The following is a 16545-nucleotide window of genomic DNA, read 5'->3' on the forward strand; positions in this document are numbered from 1 at the left end:
GCGCGTCGCGCGTCGTGCGGCGCGTGCGCAGCGTCAGGTCAGCCGGTACGACTGCGCACCCGTTCCAGCGAGCGTGCCGCCGTCGACGATCAGGTATTCGTTGCGGATCGGCTTGCCGTCGAACCAGCATTGCAGGATCTCCAGCGTGCCGGCCGCGTAGCGTGCCTGCGCGGACAGCGACGTGCCGGAGATATGCGGTGTCATCCCGTTGAACGGCATCGTGCGCCACGGGTGATCGGCCGGCGCCGGCTGCGGAAACCACACGTCGCCGCCGTAGCCCGCGAGATGCCCGGACGTGACGGCATTCACGACCGCGTCGCGGTCGACCAGCCTGGCGCGCGCGGTGTTGATCAGGTACGCGCCGCGCTTCATGCGCGCGATCATCGCCGCGTCGAACAGGTGCTCGGTCGACGGGTACAACGGAATCTGCAGGTTGACGATGTCGACGGCGCTCGCGAGCGACGCGGCATCGGCGTGATACGTGAGCCCGAGTGCCTGCTCGACCGACGCATCGAGCCGGTGGCGCTGCGTGTAGTGCAGATGCAGCCCGAACGGCTGCAGCCGGCGCAGCACGGCGAGCCCGATGCGCCCCGCGCCGACCGTGCCGAAATGCATGCCTTCGACGTCGTAGCTGCGCGACACGCAGTCGGCGATGTTCCAGCCGCCTTGCTGCGCGATCGCATGCGACGGCAAGTAGTTGCGCACCAGCGCGAGCGTCGTCATCACCACGTGCTCGGCCACGCTGATGCTGTTCGAGCCGGTGACTTCGGCGACGGTGATGTGGGCGCGCGCGGCGGCGTCGAGATCGACGTGATCGGAGCCGATGCCGGCCGTCAACGCGAGCTTCAGCTTCGGCGCGCGGGCGATCCGTTCGGCCGTCAGGTACGCGGGCCAGAACGGCTGCGAGATCACCACGTCCGCTTCGGGCAGCCGGCGCTCGAATTCGGAGTCGGGGCCGTCCTTGTCGCTCGTGACGATCAGCGTGTGGCCGTGCGCTTCCATATAGGCGCGCAAGCCGAGTGCGCCGGACACCGAGCCGACGAGTTCGCCGGGACGAAAGCCGGGCGGCCCGGCCGGCGTCGGCGCGGTTTGTCCGTCCGCGTAGTGCGTGATGACCGGAATCGCATCGCGCACGTAGTGCGGCGGATAGCCGTCCACGGGATCGGGGTAGAGCACGCACAGGACGGTGGCCATCGGGTAGTACTCCTGGTGACGGGGAAGGCGGCACGCGGCTTGCGCAGGATGCGCGGCGTGCGCCGCAGGCCGCTGCCGTGTTGCGCCGCAACGTTGATGACGTTCTACGCCCGTCATGGATCTCGTACAAGCTACAGTGCGTGTTTGCGTGCGCTGCGGGGATGTCTGTACCTGTTCTTTTCAGGAGGGATGTCGATAATGGGATCGTTACCTGACTTTTCGGGAGCCACGTCATGACTGAACACGACGATTCGTCGTCACGCCCCGATCTCACGCAAGGCATCGCGCTCGACGAGCTCGCCGACGGCGCCATGATCGAGGGCCATGTCGGCGACGCAGCGGTGCTGCTCGTGCGCCGCGCCGATGAACTGTTTGCCGTGGGCGCGCAGTGCCCGCACTACGGCGCGCCGTTGGCCGACGGCCTGCTGGAGGGCGACACGATCCACTGCCCGTGGCATCACGCGGCGTTCTGCCTGCGCACCGGCGAGCTGCTGCGCGCACCGGCGCTCGACGGGCTGCCGTGCTGGCGTGTCGAACGCCGCGACGGCCGCGCCGTCGTGCTCGATGAACGCCCGGCCGCCGCGCCGCCGGTGCTCAATGCGGCCGGACTGCCCGCGTCGGTGGTGATCGTCGGCGGCGGCGCGGCGGCCATCGCGGCGGCGGTGACGCTGCGTCAGGAAGGTTATCCGCATCCCGTCACGCTGCTCACGGCCGATGCCGATCCGCCATACGACCGGCCGAACCTGTCGAAAGACTATCTCGCCGGCACGGCCGATGCCGACTGGCTGCCGCTGCGCGCGCCGTCGTTCTATGCGGACCATCAAATCGACGTGCGGTGCGGCACGCGTGTCGTACGAATCGATCCCGCGCAGCAGGCGGTCGAACTGGCCGACGGCAGCCGCGTCGGATACGGCGCGCTGCTCCTTGCAACGGGGGCCGAGCCGAACCGGCTGACCGTGCCTGGCGCGGATCTGCCGCACGTGTGCGTGCTGCGCTCGCGCGCCGATTGCGACGCACTGATCGGCAAGCTGAAAACGACGCGTCGCTGCGTCGTGGTCGGCGCGAGCTTCATCGGGCTAGAAACGGCCGCCGCGCTGCGCACGCGCGGGCTCGACGTGCAGGTCGTCGCGCCCGATGCGCACCCGATGGCGCGCGTGCTCGGCGAAGCGCTCGGCAGCACGATCCAGGCACTGCACGAGTCGCACGGCGTCGTGTTCCATCTCGGTGCGACACCCGCGCGGATCACGCCGGACAGCGTGACGCTGTCGACCGGCGACGTGCTGCCGGCCGATCTCGTGGTGGTCGGCATCGGCGTGCATCCGAACGTGGCGCTCGCGCAGGACGCGGGGCTGGCCGTCGATCGCGGCGTGACGGTCGACCGCTTCCTTCAGACGAGTGCGCCCGGTATCTACGCGGCAGGCGACATCGCGCGCTGGCCCGATCCGCTGACGGGCGAGCGGATTCGCGTCGAGCACTGGGTCGTCGCCGAGCGGCAGGGCATCGCCGCTGCGCGCAACCTGCTCGGACAGCAGCGGCCGTTCGACGCGGTGCCGTTCTTCTGGACCCAGCATTACGACCTGACGGTCAATTACGTCGGGCATGCGGAGCAATTCGATCGTGTCGAGATCGATGGCGACCTCGGCGCGCACGATTGCTCGGTCGCGTACTGGCGCGGCAACACACGGCTCGCGGTCGCGACGGTTGGCCGCGATCTCGACAGCCTGAAGGCGGAAGTGGCATTCGAGCGGCAGATTGCAGCCGCGTGACGGCGATGTGACGACATGATTCAAACCCGGAGGCGAGATGAATCCCGATGTGCGTGCACGTTTCGAAACCGAGTTTGCGCCGCGCATCGCGGCGCGCGTGCTCGGCCTGTATCAGCCTGGTGAAGTGAGGGTGGACGTCGTGCCGCATGACGGGCAGGGCAGCCCGACCTGTGTCGACGTGATCGGCCTCACGTCGACAGTCGGATTGCCGAACCGGCTGAACGCGCGGCTCGCGTGGCGTGACGACGCGATCGATGCGTTGCTGGCCGAGCCCGACCGCAGTCGCTTCGACCGCTATCTCGCGGCGCTGCCGGTCACGATCGAACGCTGGCAGATGGAGCTGCCGGTCGATTTCAGCACGCGCACCCAGCGCGATCGCGAGATCCTGATCGGCGATCTGGATTTCGATGCGTGAAACGCGCCGTGCGACGCGTGCGGATGAGCCGGTTGCCGCTACCGGTCGCGTGTCTTGATGATCACGCGGCCCTGGTCGATGCCGCCGCGCAGTGCTTCGTCGCACGTGAGCCATTCGGGTGTGACGAGCTCGGGCGCGGGCAGGTCGACCGGCACGCCGTCGCGGAAGATCCGCACCTGCGCGACCCACGCGCCGTTCGCGTTGCGCGTCGCGTCGACGCGAATCTCGTGACCCATGAAGGTGTCGGTGGCTTGCATCGGTCGGGGCCCTCCGTCGTACGTGAACGCGGTGCGTCGATCGTAGCAGCATGGCGTGCGCCGTGCATCCGAAACGAACCGGAACCTGCGCGCGATTCGACACACGTGTCGACGCGCGAGACGGGAGCGAACCTGTGGCCTTCGACCTGACCTTTTCGATCAAGGTGTTCGCGGCGCTGTTCGCGATCATGAACCCGATCGCGAACATCCCCGTGTTCCTGTCGCTCACCGAGGGCGCGGCGGATGGCGAGCGCCGCAAGGTCGCGCTGACGGCCGCGATCGGCGTGACGGTCGGCTGCATCGTGTCGGCGGTCGCGGGTGGCGCGATCCTGCATGTGTTCGGCCTGACGATCGACGACTTCCGCCTCGCGGGCGGGCTGCTGGTGCTGCTGATCGCGCTGTCGATGCTGCACGGCGCGCCGAGCCGCCAGCATTCGCCGGGCGACGACGAAGGCGCCGATCCGGCCGCGGCCGAGGGCGTCGCGATCTATCCGCTGACGATCCCGCTGCTCGTCGGCCCCGGCACGATCGCGACGATGATCGTGCTCGGGCATAGCGCGTTCTCGACCGGGCAGGAAATCGCGTTCGCGCTCGGGCTCGCCGCGTTTCTCGTGTTGCTGGCCGTCTCGCTGCTGTCGGCACCGCTGATCGGCCATTACCTGTCGCCGCGCGTGACGGCGGTGACGCAACGGCTAATGGGGATGATTCTCGCGGCGATCGCGATGCAGATGATCGTCGCGAGCCTGAAGGCCGCGTTCGGGCTGCCGCATTGAGTGCGGCGCATCCGGAGGCGGCCGCCTGAATTCACGGAGTGGCTGATGAATACGTTGATCGTGTTGTCCTATCCCGACCTCGCGGCCGCCCATCGCGCGCTCGCCGAACTCGATACGTTGCGCGACCGGCACGTCGTCGCGCTGTCGGGGGTGGCGATCGTTGAATGCACGACCGATGGACACTTGCACGCGCATGCGGTCGACCCCGATCGCACGCCGCCCGCGTCGCTGCTCGACAGCGTGGTCGAGCACATCGAATCGTCGCTCGATGCGTGGCGCGAGAAGCCGGTGGACGACGCACTGATCGACCGCGTCGCGCACAAGGCGCGCCCCGGCACCGTGTCGCTCGGGCTGGCCGCAACGCAACTCGATATCTACGCGCTGAGCACGGCGCTCGCACCGTTCGGCGGAGACGTGATCGACACGACGCTGTCGATCGACGATGAACTGAAGCTCGTCGAAGCGATTTCGAAAGCGCGCGACGGCGGCAGTCAGGCCGCGACCGACTGACGAATCGACGAATCGGATAGAACGCTCGATGCGCGGCAAGTGATGCAGTAGGGTCTGAATCGAACGCGAGCCATCGAGCGGCCACTATCGTCATCCGACGATTTCGACATGCGAAAAATCGGACCGGAAACTTTGACCGCATGGCGCGTCAAAATGCGCAAAAGACGTGATCGGGCGACTTCATGCCGCATGACCCCCTTTAAACGATGGCGTTCTTACCGATTGCGGTGCATTGAATCCGGCAATGCAGGTGGCGTGCGCGGATAGATTTATTCGATGATCGGCGAATGCGCGACATGCCTCTCCTATACTGACAGGGACAGCTTTTCACGGGAGGACAGCCAATCGGCACGAGTGCATCGATCATGCCGTATCGTCGTGCGACCGGTGGCCAGACCTCGCTGCAACCTGCCGCGGTCCCGGCAGCTACGCGCGCCGGGCCGCTTCACAAGGAGCCACGATGCCCTACGTCCTGATCGTCGAAGACGATGCCGATACGCGGACGATGCTCGCAACGCTCGCCCGCACGCAGCAGCTTGCCTGCGATACGGCTGCGACGCTCGAGGAAGCGCGCACGCTCGTGTCGACGAATACCCCCGATCTCGTGCTGTGCGATCTCGTGCTGCCGGACGGCAACGGGATGGATCTGTTCGATGCGTTGCCGAAGCATTCGCACTGCGAAATGGTGCTGACCACCGGCCACGCGAGCCTCGAAACCGCGATCGACGCACTGCGGCGCGGCGCGACCGACTACCTGGTGAAGCCGCTCAACATGCAGCGGTTGAACAGCATCTTCGCGCGCGTGCCGCGCACCACCGCGCTGCATGAAGAGATTGCCGAACTGCGCTCGGAACTGCAGCGCCTCGGGCGCTTCGGCCGCATGCTCGGCAGCTCGCCCGCGATGCAGACCGTCTACGACGCGATCGGCCGGGTCGCACGCACTGAAGCATCGGTGCTGCTGACGGGCGAATCGGGCACCGGCAAGGAGCTGGCCGCGCAGACGGTGCACGACCTGAGCCTGCGCCGCCGCGGCCCGTTCCTCGCGGTGAACTGCGGCGCGATCGCCGCGAACCTCGTCGAGAGCGAGATGTTCGGCCACGATCGCGGCAGCTTCACGGGCGCGGAACGCCAGCACAAGGGCTTCTTCGAGCGCGCGGACGGCGGCACGCTGTTTCTCGACGAGATCACCGAGATGCCGCTCGAATCGCAGGTCAAGCTGCTGCGCGTGCTCGAGACGGGGCGCCTCACGCGGCTCGGCTCGACGCGCGAGATCGACGTCGACGTGCGCATCGTCGCGGCGACCAACCGCGATCCGGAAGCCGCGATGGCCGACGGCAAGCTGCGGCCGGACCTGTTCCACCGGATCAACGTGTTCCCGATCCCGCTGCCGTCGCTGCGCGAGCGCGGCGACGACATCCCGATGCTGGCCGATGCATTCCTGCAGCAGTTCAACGCCGAAAGCGGCCGGAACCTGCGCTTCGCGCCGGCCGCGCGCGACGCGCTGAAGACCTATGCGTGGCCCGGCAACGTACGCGAGCTGCGCAACTTCGTGCAGCGCGCGAGCATCTTCTGCGACGCGGACGTGATCGATACGCTGCCGCCGCCGATCATGGACGAACTGTCGAACCTGGCCGATTCGCACGAGGATCGTGTGACCGTGCCGTTCGGCACGTCGCTCGAGGAAGCCGACCGCAAGCTGATCCTCGGCACCATCGCGCAATGCGGGGGTGTGAAGGCGCAGGCGGCCGAGGTGCTCGACGTCAGCCTGAAGACAATCTACAACCGGCTCGCGCAGCTCGAAGACGAGGCGGACAAGCCGGAATCCTGATGCCGTCGCGACCGACCCGCCAGCAGGAGCGTGATCGATGATCGATATTTCGCGGACCCGCGCCGGCAACTACGTCACGGCCGTGATGCTGGTTGCGATCGCCACCGTGCTGCAGGCGCTCGCGATCCGCTTCGGCGGCGTGAACCTGCCGCTCGTCTTCTACTACCCGCTGCTCGCGGGCGCCGCGTGGGCGACGTCGTTCCTGTTCGGGATGGCTGCGACCGTCGTCAGCGGCCTGCTCGTGTGGACGCTGTTCCTCTCGGATCCCGTGGCCTATACGCAGCCGCTGCCCGATCGGCTCATGCAGCTCGGCACCTTCGTGCTGATCTGCGCGCTCGTCTGCGCGATCGTGTCGATGCTGCGCCACGCGCGCTTCACGAACGATGCGGCGGTGCGGCGCGAAGCGGCCGCGCGCCGGCGGCTCGAAGCCGTGCTGCAGGCGCTGCCGCATGGCGTGATCGCCACCGATACGAACGGGCGGCTCACCTACATCAACGCTGCCGCGGCCGCGCTCGTCGGCGCCCGGCCGGACGATGCGCTGGGCCGCGCCGCGCGCGACGTGGTTCGGATCGTCGATCGCGACGGCCGGCGCATTCAATCGACACCGCTCGATCTCGCGCTCGGCGGCGAGGGTGTCGTGTCGGATCGCCACTGGCTGCAGGGGGAGAGGAGCGAGCCGGTGCCGATCGCCGAAGTGGCCTCGCCACTCGCCGATGTGGACGGCAACGTCGATGGCGCCGTGCTGCTGCTGCGCGCCGCCGACGCGGACCGTTCGCGGGTCGATGCGTCGCGGTTGCAGCGCGCCGTCGTCGATGCGTCGCCCGACGCGATCGTCGGCATCGATATCGACGGACGCATCGTCAGCTGGAACCCGGCCGCGCAACGCATGTTCGGCTACGACGAAAGCGCTGCGCATGGGCGCACGTTCGAATCGCTGGTGGCGATGCGCTGGCTGAAACGCAAGCCGCTCGTCCAGTCGTTCGACGACATGCACGCAGCGGTCGGGCCGATCGACCTGCTGTGTGTGCGGCGCGATGGCCGGCGCTTTCGTGCGACCGTGTCGGCGGGCCCGGTACGCGGCGACGCGCGTGCCGCCGTCGCGCTGTCGCTGACGCTGCGCGAGGCCGGCGCGCAGCGCCGTCATGACCTGCGCGCGCAGCGGTCGCTGCAGGGCGCACGCGATGCGCGCGACCAGGCCGATACGTCGAACCGCCTGAAGGACGAACTGCTCGCGACGGTGTCGCACGAGCTGCGCACGCCGCTGAACGTGATCTACGGCTGGGTCGAGGTGCTGCGCAATTCGGGCGACAGCGCGCTGCAGCAGCAGGCGATCGACGCGATCGACCGCAGCGCGCGCTCGCTCACGCGGATGGTCGGCGACATCCTCGACGCGTCGTCGCTCGCCACCGGCAAGCTGCAGCTCGACGCGATGCCGGTGGACGTCGTGCGGCTGTTCTCCGATTCGGTCGGTGCGTTCCAGACGGCCGCGGCGTCGGCCGGCATCGTGCTCGAATTCGACTGTGCGGCGCCGACCTGCGTGGTGTCGGGCGATGCCGAGCGCTTGCGGCAGATGCTGTCGAACCTCGTGTCGAACGCGCTCAAGTTCACGCCGTCTGGCGGCAGCGTGACGGTCGGGCTCGCGCGCAACGACGCGCGGGTGGTGCTGACCGTGCGCGACACGGGGCAGGGCATCGTGCCGGCGTTCCTGCCGTACGTGTTCGACATGTTCCGCCGCGCGGATGATTCGCCGGCGTCGTCGCGGCGCGGGCTCGGCCTCGGCCTGTCGATCGTGCGGCATATCGCCGAGCTGCACGGCGGCGGCGTCACGGTCGAGAGTGCGGGCCGCAATCGCGGTGCGACGTTTACGGTGACGCTGCCGGCCGGCTGGCCGCCGGTCGGCGCGATGGCGTGGGGGAGTGCGCACATGGACGGCCTGCGCGCGCCGCTGACGCTCGATACGCAACGCATCCTGATCGTCGACGACGATCCGACGACACGCGAGAGCCTCACCGCCGCGCTGACGACGTTCGGCGCGGCCGTCGCGATCGCGTCGACGGGCCGTGAAGCGCTCGCGGTGGCCGCCGACCTGCGGCCGACCGTCGTGCTGTCCGATCTCGCGATGCCCGATGGCGACGGCTTCTGGCTGCTCGACGCGTTGCGGCGCGCCGGCATGAACGGCGGCGGCGGGCCGCCCGGCATGCGGGTGCTCGCCGTGACCGCGCATGCGGGCCTGGCCGACGAACGCCGCGCGCTCGAGGCCGGGTTCGACGGCTATCTGTGCAAGCCGGTCGACGTACGCGAACTGGCGGACAAGATCTCGCGCGTGACGAAGCAGGACGGCTGACGCGGCGGCCGTCCGTCGTTGCCCTGTTGCGACGGCCCGTTTCGGTGGTGCGGGGCCGACCTCGACCGGAGGCCGGCAGGCTGCATCGCGCGCGGCATTCGATGCGCGATCACGTCCGCTTCGGCTGCGACACGCCTTCGAGCGTGTTCGCCACGTCGTCGCGCGCCGGGCCGACCGAGCGCGTCGCGATGTCCGCGAGCGACAACATGCCGACCAGCCGCTTGTCGTGATCGACGACCGGCAGGCGCCGCAACTGCGCATCGGCCATGTAATGCTGGACCTCGTCCAGCGAATCGTCCTCGAAACACCATTCGATCGGGCCCGACGCGACTTCCTGAATCCGCGTCTCCGGCGGCTTGCCGACCGAGATCGCGCGCACCGCGAGGTCGCGGTCCGTCACCATCCCCACCAGCCGGTCGTTGTCGCACACGGGGAGCGCGCCGACGTCGTAGCGCTCCATCAGTTGCGCGGCATGGCGGATCGAATCGGTCGGCGCGATGCGCACGACGTCCTGCGACATGATTTCGTTGACGCGATGCATGACGACCTCCTGGCGGGTTGGATGGGGTGATTCCTCTGCGGATTCGGCAAACCGCATGCCGTCAGGCACGCGCGGTCCGTCATTCGCCATTGCGTTCGCGCGGGTTCTGCCGAGGGCTTTCGTCTTTCGTCATGCGTATCGGGTAACACCGCCCGCCGCGGGCGGGTCGCTCGCGGGAACATGTCCTCGAGCTGCGGGTCGATAGGGCATTCCGAATGACGAATGACGCGTGCGCGTGTGGTCCCGATGCTTCCGCGACCGCGCCCGACCGGTTCGTCGTTCGTGCACCGGCGCGTCATGGCCGGGCCGGGCCGAATCCTTCATGGCAACGCGCCCGCGGACGACGAAGTCGCGAACATTTCCGCAACGACCATGCCCGGGATTGGCAAGCGGCACGGGACTTGCCGTATCGACGGGGATGACGACGAAGATGACGACGACCACGCGCGCCGCGACCAGTGCCGGCCGTGCGCACATCACACGGAGGCACGATGACGATTCCAAAACGGCGAGAGGGCGTGCGTTACGAGCTCAACGTTTGCGGCGGCGGGTTCGATTCGGTGAAGAGCCACTTCAAGGAATGGAAGAGCGAACCGCTGATCTACCGGCCCGAGCGCCGGATGTTCGAGGGCAAGGCTGATGTACGGCCGCTCGGAGAAGAGACGTTCGGCTCGACCGAGCCGGCGAGATTCGCGCTGCAGCGTGCGTGCGAGCCCGCCGACACGTATGCGCTCGCGGCACGCGTGCGCGACGACGGCCGCGAGCTATGGCTCGTGATGGCCGCGTACGACGCATAGCGGCGCGCGGGCAGGCATCGCAGCGAACGACGGTGGTTCGAACGCCCGGCGCACCGCGGGACGATGTGCTCGACGCGTGAGCGGATGGCACGTGGATTGCGGATCTGCCGGCACCTGCCCAACCGATTCCGCGGCTGCCGCTGACTTCAGGAGGTGTTCAATGAAACGGATCCGCACGATACGCCCAGGCGCATGCCTGATGACCGTGGCGTGCGCGCTGGCCGCATGCACGCAACCTGCTCCCTACGGCGCGCGAGGCGCGCCGCCCGCGCCGCCCGGCGTCCACGCGCCGTCGCCGGGTACGACGATGCCCGATGCCAATACGCGTTACGAGACGCGGCCGTCGCCGGGCAACACGATGCCGCCGGGCGCGAATGCCGGCGACCCGGTCGACGTGCCGCCACCGGGCCCGAACGGCACGCCGGGTGACCCGCCGCTGCCGGGCACGCCGCCACCGACGCAGTACTGAAACATTCCAGGGCCGGCGCGTGGCGGGACGGTGCGCGAAATGCGTGCCCAAACTTGCCGACAGCTTGTAAAAAAGCGGCCCCGACGGTCTGCAGGACGGGGTGCGAACCCGCGTGACCCGCGACGCGATGCGAGCGGCCCGCCTGGCATGGAAGCTGCATTAATCCTGACCGAATACGAAACGAAACCCGCGAAACGTCAGGAGGACCATCGATGTCCGTCTCGCTTGCGCTGCAGATGCGACAGCATCTGGCACTTACGCCGAGGCTTCAGCAGTCGCTGCGGTTGCTGCAGTTGTCCTCGCTCGAATTTCAACAGGAATTGCGACAGGCGCTCGATCAGAATCCGTTCCTCGAGGATGGCCAGGGAGACGAGGAGGCTGCCACTGACGCAACCGGGCAGCCGGCCGAAGCCGCCGCGCCCGAAGCGGCACCCGAGCCCGACGACGCTCTCCGGCAGGACGGCGAAGTCCCCGAAGTGCCCGAGGTGTCCGAAGTGTCGTTGACGGCCGCGCCCACGCCGCGCGGCACGAGCCGCCAGGGCGACGATGCGGGCGGCCAGTCGCCCGGCGAATGGCTGGCCGCGGAGCCGTCGCTGAATCAGCAGTTGCATGATGCATTGCGGCTCTATCCGTTGAACCGGCGCGACCGCGAAGCCGCGCGCATCGTGATCGACGCGCTCGACGAAGACGGCTACCTGCGCCAGGAACTGGCCGAACTGCTGGTCGCGGCCGACCCCGCGCTGCTGCTGTCGGAGCAGGATCTCGCGGTCGGGCTGCGGCTCGTGCAGATGCTCGACCGCCCGGGGCTGGCCGCGCGCTCGCTGTCCGAGTGTCTCGTGCTGCAACTCGACGCGATTCCGGCCGGCACGCCGGCGCTCGCGGAAGCGAAGGCAATCGCGCGCGAGCATCTCGAGCGTCTGGCACGCCGCGAGACGGCCGAGATCCAGCGGCGGATCGGCTGCGACGCGCCGACGCTGCAGGCGGCCTGCGCGCTGGTGCGCGGGCTCGACCCGCGCCCCGGCAATCATTACGGCAGCACGCGCGGCGACTACGTGGTGCCCGACGTGATCGTGCGCCAGGTGCGCGACGAGTGGATCGTGACGATCAACCCGGCCGTGCTGCCGCGCGCGCGGCTGCATGAACGCTATGCGACGCTGTTCGCGCAGTCGAGCGGCGAACGCGATTCGCCGCTCGGCCAGCAGCTGCAGGAAGCGCGCTGGCTGATCCGCAACGTGCAGAAGCGCTTCGAGACGATCCAGCGCGTCGGTGAATGCATCGTCGCGCGGCAGCGCGATTTCTTCCGCTACGGCGAGATCGCGATGAAGCCGCTCGTGCTGCGCGACATCGCCGAGGAACTCGACCTGCACGAATCGACCGTGTCGCGCGCGACGGGCAACAAGTACATGGCCACGCCGCACGGCACGTTCGAGTTCAAGCATTTCTTCCCGCGCAAGCTCGAGGCGGCCGGCAAGGGCGTGTGCTCGGCGGCGGCCGCGAAGGTGCTGATCCGCGACATGATCGCGTCCGAACGGCACACCGATCCGCTGTCCGACGTCACGCTCGCGCAGAACCTCGCGGGCCGCGGCATCCTGCTTGCGCGTCGCACGGTGACGAAGTATCGCCAGGCGATGAAGATTCCGCCGGCCGACCTGCGGCGCCGCGACGCCGCATGACGGTGGCCCGGGCGAGCCTGTCGCGGGCACGTGCCGACCGTCGCGTCGACGCGTGCGCCCACGACGGGCGCGCAACCCTGCCGGCAACGTCCCAGGCCCGGCAGCGTGCGGCGAGCGCCGCGCTGTCGGCCAGACACGGCAACACGAAAATGCAGGACCTCATGCCGCCGGCAAAGCCGATGGCCAGGTCGATGAGCGAAAAGGAACGTGAAAAAATGGCGTCCACGCCGAGACGCGGCAAACCGGAGCACAAGCACGATGCGTGACCGGCGACGACGTGTATTGACCACTGCTGCCATCCAGGAGGTATCCATGCTGCGATACGCCGTCATCTTCTTCATCATCGCGATCGTCGCGGCCGTGTTCGGCTTCGGCGGTATCGCGGCCGGCGCGGCCGAGATCGCGAAGATCCTGTTCTACATCTTCGTCGTGATCTTCCTCGTCACGCTGCTGCTGGGCGTCGTGCGACGATGAGCGGCGCACTCCGCCGGTCGCAGCGCATCGAGGAACTCGAGCATGCGCTCGCGAACGGTTTCCCGTCGGAATCGACCGTCGTCGTGCATGCGGACGACGCGTCCGGGCGGCTGACGATCCAGGTGTCATGGGTGCGCGTGCCGTCCGACGAGGACGCGCGCGAATGGCGTTGCACGGTCGACCTGCGGTTCGATCCGGACGTGATCACGCGCTATGCATCGCTCGGCGCGGCCGACCGGCTGCGCGTGCGCACGGTTCTGTGCGACCGCGCGCGGCGCGCGGTGGACGAGCGCAAGCCGCGCGTCGAGGAGGAGGCGATCGAATGCAACGTCGCGCTCGACGTGACGCGCGCCGAACTCGACGCGGCGCTGCGCGCGCCCTGACGCCGCTGCCGCTCGCGGGGTGGCAGCGCGGCGATCCGCGTGGCCGCTGCATCCCGAACGCAGCGAGCGCATGTCGATGTCGATGCTTCCCTCACCCCCCCCCGGCGCCGACGCCTACGTGGCGACCCAATCGCGTGGCCGCGTGCATCGTCATGCACGCGTCAGCGCCGATGCTGCAGCCGGTGATACCAGTTCATCAGCGGCGTCGCGGTGATCCCATGCGCGATCACGGATGCCGACACGACGGCCAGCACAGGGGCCACGAGCGGGCGCACCGTGCCGGAGGGCCCGTGTTCGAGCGCGAACAGCAGGTAGTAGAACGAGCCGATGCCCCGGATGCCGAACCACGCCATCAGCCGTCGCTGCGCAAGCGTCGCGCGCGAACCGGTGAGCGTGGCCAGCACCGCAAGCGGGCGCACGGCGACGAACAGCACGACGACCAGCGAGGCCACGCCCCACGTCAGCAGCGGGCCCGGCAGCTTCATGAGCACGCTGCCGATCATCGTCATCACGAGGGCTTCGGCGATCCGTTCGAGTTCGATCGTGAAGCCGAGCACCGATTCGGCCATGAACGCGTGCGCTTTTTCCGGATGCTTCTCGGTGGCGACGACGTCGGACGAATCGATCTTGCCGATCACGTCGCGTGGCGCGCGGTCGCCGCTCGCGCGGTGCTCGACCCGGCGCATCGCGACCCCGGCCGCGAACGTCGCGATGAACCCGAATGCATGCGCGTACTGCGCGGCGCCGAATGACAGCACGATCAGCGCGAGCGCGAAGAAGCCTTCGAGGCCGAGCGCCTGGGCGTGGCGCGTGCGCAGCCAGCCGATCGTCTTCGTCGTGATCCAGCCGAGGCCGCCGCCGATCGCAGCCCCACCGGCGATGCCCCACAGCGCGGTGAGCGCGAACGCGCCCGACAGCGGCGGCAGCCCGTGCGTCGTGCCGGGCGCGCCGCACAGCGCGAGCCCGGCCAGCGCGAACGGCAGTGCGATGCCGTCGTTCAGGCCGCCTTCGCCCGACAGCGCGAAGCGCACGAGATCGCGATCGCCCGGGTCGTGCACCTGCACGTCGTGCGCGAGCACCGGGTCGGTCGGCGCGAGGATCGCCGCGAGCAGCAGCGCGGGGCCCATGTCGAGCCCGAGTACGAGCATCGCGCACGCGGCCAGCAGCGGCACGGTGAGGCCCATCGCGACCAGGCCGAGGCGGCACGGCACGCGCCACAGCGGGTCGTTGAGCGGCACGCGCAGCCGCAGCCCGATCGCGAACAGCGAGACGAGCAGCGCGATCTCGACGATTTCACGCAGCAGCCGTGCGTCGCGTTCGAGATCGAGATCCAGCAGGCCTGCGCCGGCCGGGCCGAGCAAGACGCCGAGCACGAGATAGATCATCGCGCTGCTGACGGGCAGGTGGCGCAGCGCGGACGTCGCGACGCCCATGCCCATCAGCACCGCGCCGACGATCAGGTACCAGAGCGTCTCGTGCATGTGTGCCGTCGCGGCAGGCCGGTCACGTGGTCGCGCGCCGTCAGGGCTTGCGGCCGAACGCCTCGCGCAGCTTCCGCTTCGCGCGTTCGAGCGTCGTGCGGCGCGTTTTCGGCAGGTTGCGGCCCGCGCGGTTCACGTAGAAGTTCAGCATCGACATCGCCGACTGGAACGGCGACGCATGGCGGCGGCGGCTGTGTTCGGCCGAACGCTTCAGCGACGCGGCGATCGCGGCCGGGTCGTCGGACTTGAAGATGTCGGGTTCGATGTCGAGCGCATCGCTTTTTTGCGTGACCTCGGCGGACCAGCGCTTGCGGTGGCGCGGGTCGGTGCCGCGGGTGCGGCCGGGGCGCCGCGTCAGGCGCTTGCCATGCGCATGGATAGCGGTAGCGGAAGGCATTAAGTGGGCTCCATTGGGGTGACAGGGACGTGGTGACGCGGTTGGCGGCGCAAACCGCGTGCCGCGCGGCGCGCCTCATCCGTACGACGAACCCGTGCCGGGCGCGGCACAGGTGTTGCTCCAAAGGACAGGCTGGACATGCCATCCCGCCACCCCGCCATCACGCCATCACGCAGGAGGACATCATGCAATCGCATTCCCGGATCTGGCTGGAAAACGACGAGTTCGACAACGATGCCGATGGCGACATGATCGACGCCGACGATCTCGATACGACGGTCCATGTCGACGTCGCAACGGGCAGGATGGTGTTTCAGGCGGCGTGGGCGGAAGCGGCCGATCCGCCGCCGGAGACCGCGCGGCATTCGGTCGTGCTCGTGCTCGATTGCGACACGATGGAGCGCTATGCGGATCTCGACGAAAGCACGCGGATGCGCGTGCACGCGCTCCTGCACGCCACGGTGGAGGACCTGCTCGACCGCCTGCCCGACGAACACGTGACGCTGACGGTCGAGCTGACCGACGCGATGCTCGACGCCGCGCGCAGTCTGCAGTAGCTGCGCCGATCGGCTTTCCGATACTCGATTGGCGCGCGCGAACGGGGCGGCAGGCACGCCGCTTGCTGCGCGACTGGCATGGCGCGTCACGCGCCACCACGCGGACGGAGGGTCTCATGAGCGGCAGATTGGAGCATTGCAGGCTAGCCATTCTCGCGATCGGGGACACGCCGGTCGATCGCCTCTCGGCGCGGGGCGCCTGAGATCATGGCCACCGATTCCGCACGCCGTGTGACGCTGGTCGACGAGCCGCCCGTGTTCGACGGGGCGGAGCTGCAGTTGTGTTTCGTCGTCGATGTCGATGGCGAGCCGCAAACCTGGGCCATCACGGTCGAAGCGCTGGAAGATCATTTCGGCGCACGCTCCGCGCTGGAGGCCGACTTGCGCGATGCGTTCGAACAGGGCCGCGCGCGCATCGAAGCCGCATGCGCCGACGTGCTGGGCGACAGCAACGGTAACGGTAACGGCGGCATGGTGTTGCACAGCGGGTATTTCCGCGCGCCGGCCGGTCGTGCGCGAGCGGGCCTGTCCCGGTCTCCGCGATCCTGACCCCGGCGGGCTTTCCCGGTGCGTGCGTGCCGGTTGCCTCCCGCATTACACACCGTTGAAAACTTTGCACCGCGCACGGGCCGCCGTGTGGTGCCACATCGCGCCGCGCGCACGCGGCACGGATGACGGAGGCGCCA

General features: G+C 68.8%; 19 protein-coding genes. 14 read left to right on the plus strand and 5 right to left on the minus strand.

Annotated features, from left to right (window positions below):
* Positions 1 to 33 precede the first annotated feature (33 nt).
* Positions 34 to 1194 carry an NAD-dependent formate dehydrogenase gene (locus CFB50_RS37695; protein WP_089449435.1) on the minus strand — a complete coding sequence of 387 codons (1161 nt, stop codon included), beginning with the start codon at positions 1192 to 1194 and terminating at the stop codon, positions 34 to 36.
* A 233-nt stretch (positions 1195 to 1427) separates the two neighbouring features.
* On the opposite strand from CFB50_RS37695, the gene CFB50_RS37700 reads away from it, so the two are divergent.
* Together CFB50_RS37700 and CFB50_RS37705 are read left to right on the plus strand one after the other, a co-directional pair.
* Positions 1428 to 2960, plus strand: a complete 1533-nt coding sequence (locus CFB50_RS37700) for an FAD-dependent oxidoreductase (RefSeq protein WP_089449436.1) — start codon at positions 1428 to 1430, stop codon at positions 2958 to 2960.
* Positions 2961 to 2997: 37 nt separating this feature from the next.
* Entirely contained in the window at positions 2998 to 3375 is a 378-nt protein-coding gene (locus tag CFB50_RS37705; RefSeq protein WP_089449437.1) for a DUF5594 family protein, read from the plus strand.
* 38 nt (positions 3376 to 3413) lie between these two features.
* On the opposite strand, the gene CFB50_RS37710 is transcribed toward CFB50_RS37705, so the two are convergent.
* Positions 3414 to 3632 (minus strand): DUF6566 family protein, encoded by a 219-nt coding sequence (locus CFB50_RS37710; RefSeq protein ID WP_089449438.1) that lies wholly within the window; start codon positions 3630 to 3632, stop codon positions 3414 to 3416.
* Positions 3633 to 3766: 134 nt separating this feature from the next.
* Here CFB50_RS37710 and CFB50_RS37715 point away from each other — a divergent pair, with 134 nt between their 5' ends.
* The 4 genes from CFB50_RS37715 (at position 3767) to CFB50_RS37730 (ending at position 9087) form a co-directional block, all read left to right on the plus strand.
* Positions 3767 to 4405, plus strand: a complete 639-nt coding sequence (locus tag CFB50_RS37715) for a MarC family protein (protein ID WP_089449439.1) — start codon at positions 3767 to 3769, stop codon at positions 4403 to 4405.
* Positions 4406 to 4450: 45 nt separating this feature from the next.
* Positions 4451 to 4915, plus strand: coding sequence for a DUF1269 domain-containing protein (locus tag CFB50_RS37720; protein ID WP_089449440.1), 465 nt, complete (start codon positions 4451 to 4453; stop codon positions 4913 to 4915).
* 460 nt (positions 4916 to 5375) lie between these two features.
* The gene (locus CFB50_RS37725) at positions 5376 to 6743 is read left to right on the plus strand and encodes a sigma-54-dependent transcriptional regulator (RefSeq protein ID WP_089449441.1); all 1368 of its coding nucleotides are present in this window, start codon (positions 5376 to 5378) and stop codon (positions 6741 to 6743) included.
* Positions 6744 to 6780: 37 nt separating this feature from the next.
* Positions 6781 to 9087: an ATP-binding protein gene (locus CFB50_RS37730; RefSeq protein ID WP_089449442.1), complete on the plus strand. Its 2307-nt coding sequence runs from the start codon at positions 6781 to 6783 to the stop codon at positions 9085 to 9087.
* A 109-nt stretch (positions 9088 to 9196) separates the two neighbouring features.
* Here CFB50_RS37730 and CFB50_RS37735 read toward each other — a convergent pair whose 3' ends face one another.
* Positions 9197 to 9628 carry a CBS domain-containing protein gene (locus tag CFB50_RS37735; RefSeq protein WP_089449443.1) on the minus strand — a complete coding sequence of 144 codons (432 nt, stop codon included), beginning with the start codon at positions 9626 to 9628 and terminating at the stop codon, positions 9197 to 9199.
* A 491-nt stretch (positions 9629 to 10119) separates the two neighbouring features.
* On the opposite strand from CFB50_RS37735, the gene CFB50_RS37745 reads away from it, so the two are divergent.
* From CFB50_RS37745 to CFB50_RS37770, 6 genes are all read left to right on the plus strand, one after another.
* Complete coding sequence (locus CFB50_RS37745) at positions 10120 to 10425, plus strand: hypothetical protein (RefSeq protein ID WP_089449445.1); 306 nt, start codon at positions 10120 to 10122, stop codon at positions 10423 to 10425.
* 160 nt (positions 10426 to 10585) lie between these two features.
* A complete protein-coding gene (locus CFB50_RS37750; RefSeq protein WP_069249489.1) occupies positions 10586 to 10894 on the plus strand; it encodes a hypothetical protein in 309 nt (102 codons plus the stop codon).
* Between the two features lie 212 nt (positions 10895 to 11106).
* Complete coding sequence (locus CFB50_RS37755) at positions 11107 to 12567, plus strand: RNA polymerase factor sigma-54 (RefSeq protein ID WP_089449446.1); 1461 nt, start codon at positions 11107 to 11109, stop codon at positions 12565 to 12567.
* 77 nt (positions 12568 to 12644) lie between these two features.
* Positions 12645 to 12833: a DUF3008 family protein gene (locus CFB50_RS37760; RefSeq protein ID WP_089449570.1), complete on the plus strand. Its 189-nt coding sequence runs from the start codon at positions 12645 to 12647 to the stop codon at positions 12831 to 12833.
* A 46-nt stretch (positions 12834 to 12879) separates the two neighbouring features.
* On the plus strand, positions 12880 to 13041 hold the full coding sequence (locus CFB50_RS37765; RefSeq protein WP_011349711.1) for a DUF1328 domain-containing protein: 162 nt from the start codon (positions 12880 to 12882) through the stop codon (positions 13039 to 13041).
* Positions 13038 to 13424: a DUF3022 domain-containing protein gene (locus tag CFB50_RS37770; RefSeq protein WP_089449447.1), complete on the plus strand. Its 387-nt coding sequence runs from the start codon at positions 13038 to 13040 to the stop codon at positions 13422 to 13424. Before CFB50_RS37765 ends, CFB50_RS37770 begins: the two co-directional genes overlap by 4 nt.
* Positions 13425 to 13585: 161 nt before the next feature.
* On the opposite strand, the gene CFB50_RS37775 is transcribed toward CFB50_RS37770, so the two are convergent.
* Complete coding sequence (locus tag CFB50_RS37775) at positions 13586 to 14905, minus strand: cation:proton antiporter (RefSeq protein ID WP_089449448.1); 1320 nt, start codon at positions 14903 to 14905, stop codon at positions 13586 to 13588.
* Between the two features lie 40 nt (positions 14906 to 14945).
* Positions 14946 to 15302, minus strand: coding sequence for a DUF3175 domain-containing protein (locus CFB50_RS37780; RefSeq protein ID WP_089449449.1), 357 nt, complete (start codon positions 15300 to 15302; stop codon positions 14946 to 14948).
* 185 nt (positions 15303 to 15487) lie between these two features.
* Between CFB50_RS37780 and CFB50_RS37785 the strand changes: the two genes are divergently transcribed.
* Positions 15488 to 15859, plus strand: coding sequence for a DUF3022 domain-containing protein (locus CFB50_RS37785; protein WP_089449450.1), 372 nt, complete (start codon positions 15488 to 15490; stop codon positions 15857 to 15859).
* Between the two features lie 207 nt (positions 15860 to 16066).
* Positions 16067 to 16408 (plus strand): DUF1488 domain-containing protein, encoded by a 342-nt coding sequence (locus CFB50_RS37790; RefSeq protein WP_089449451.1) that lies wholly within the window; start codon positions 16067 to 16069, stop codon positions 16406 to 16408.
* Positions 16409 to 16545: the final 137 nt, after the last annotated feature.

It is taken from the genome of Burkholderia sp. AU33423 (assembly GCF_002223135.1).
GTDB classification, from domain to species: domain Bacteria; phylum Pseudomonadota; class Gammaproteobacteria; order Burkholderiales; family Burkholderiaceae; genus Burkholderia; species Burkholderia lata_D.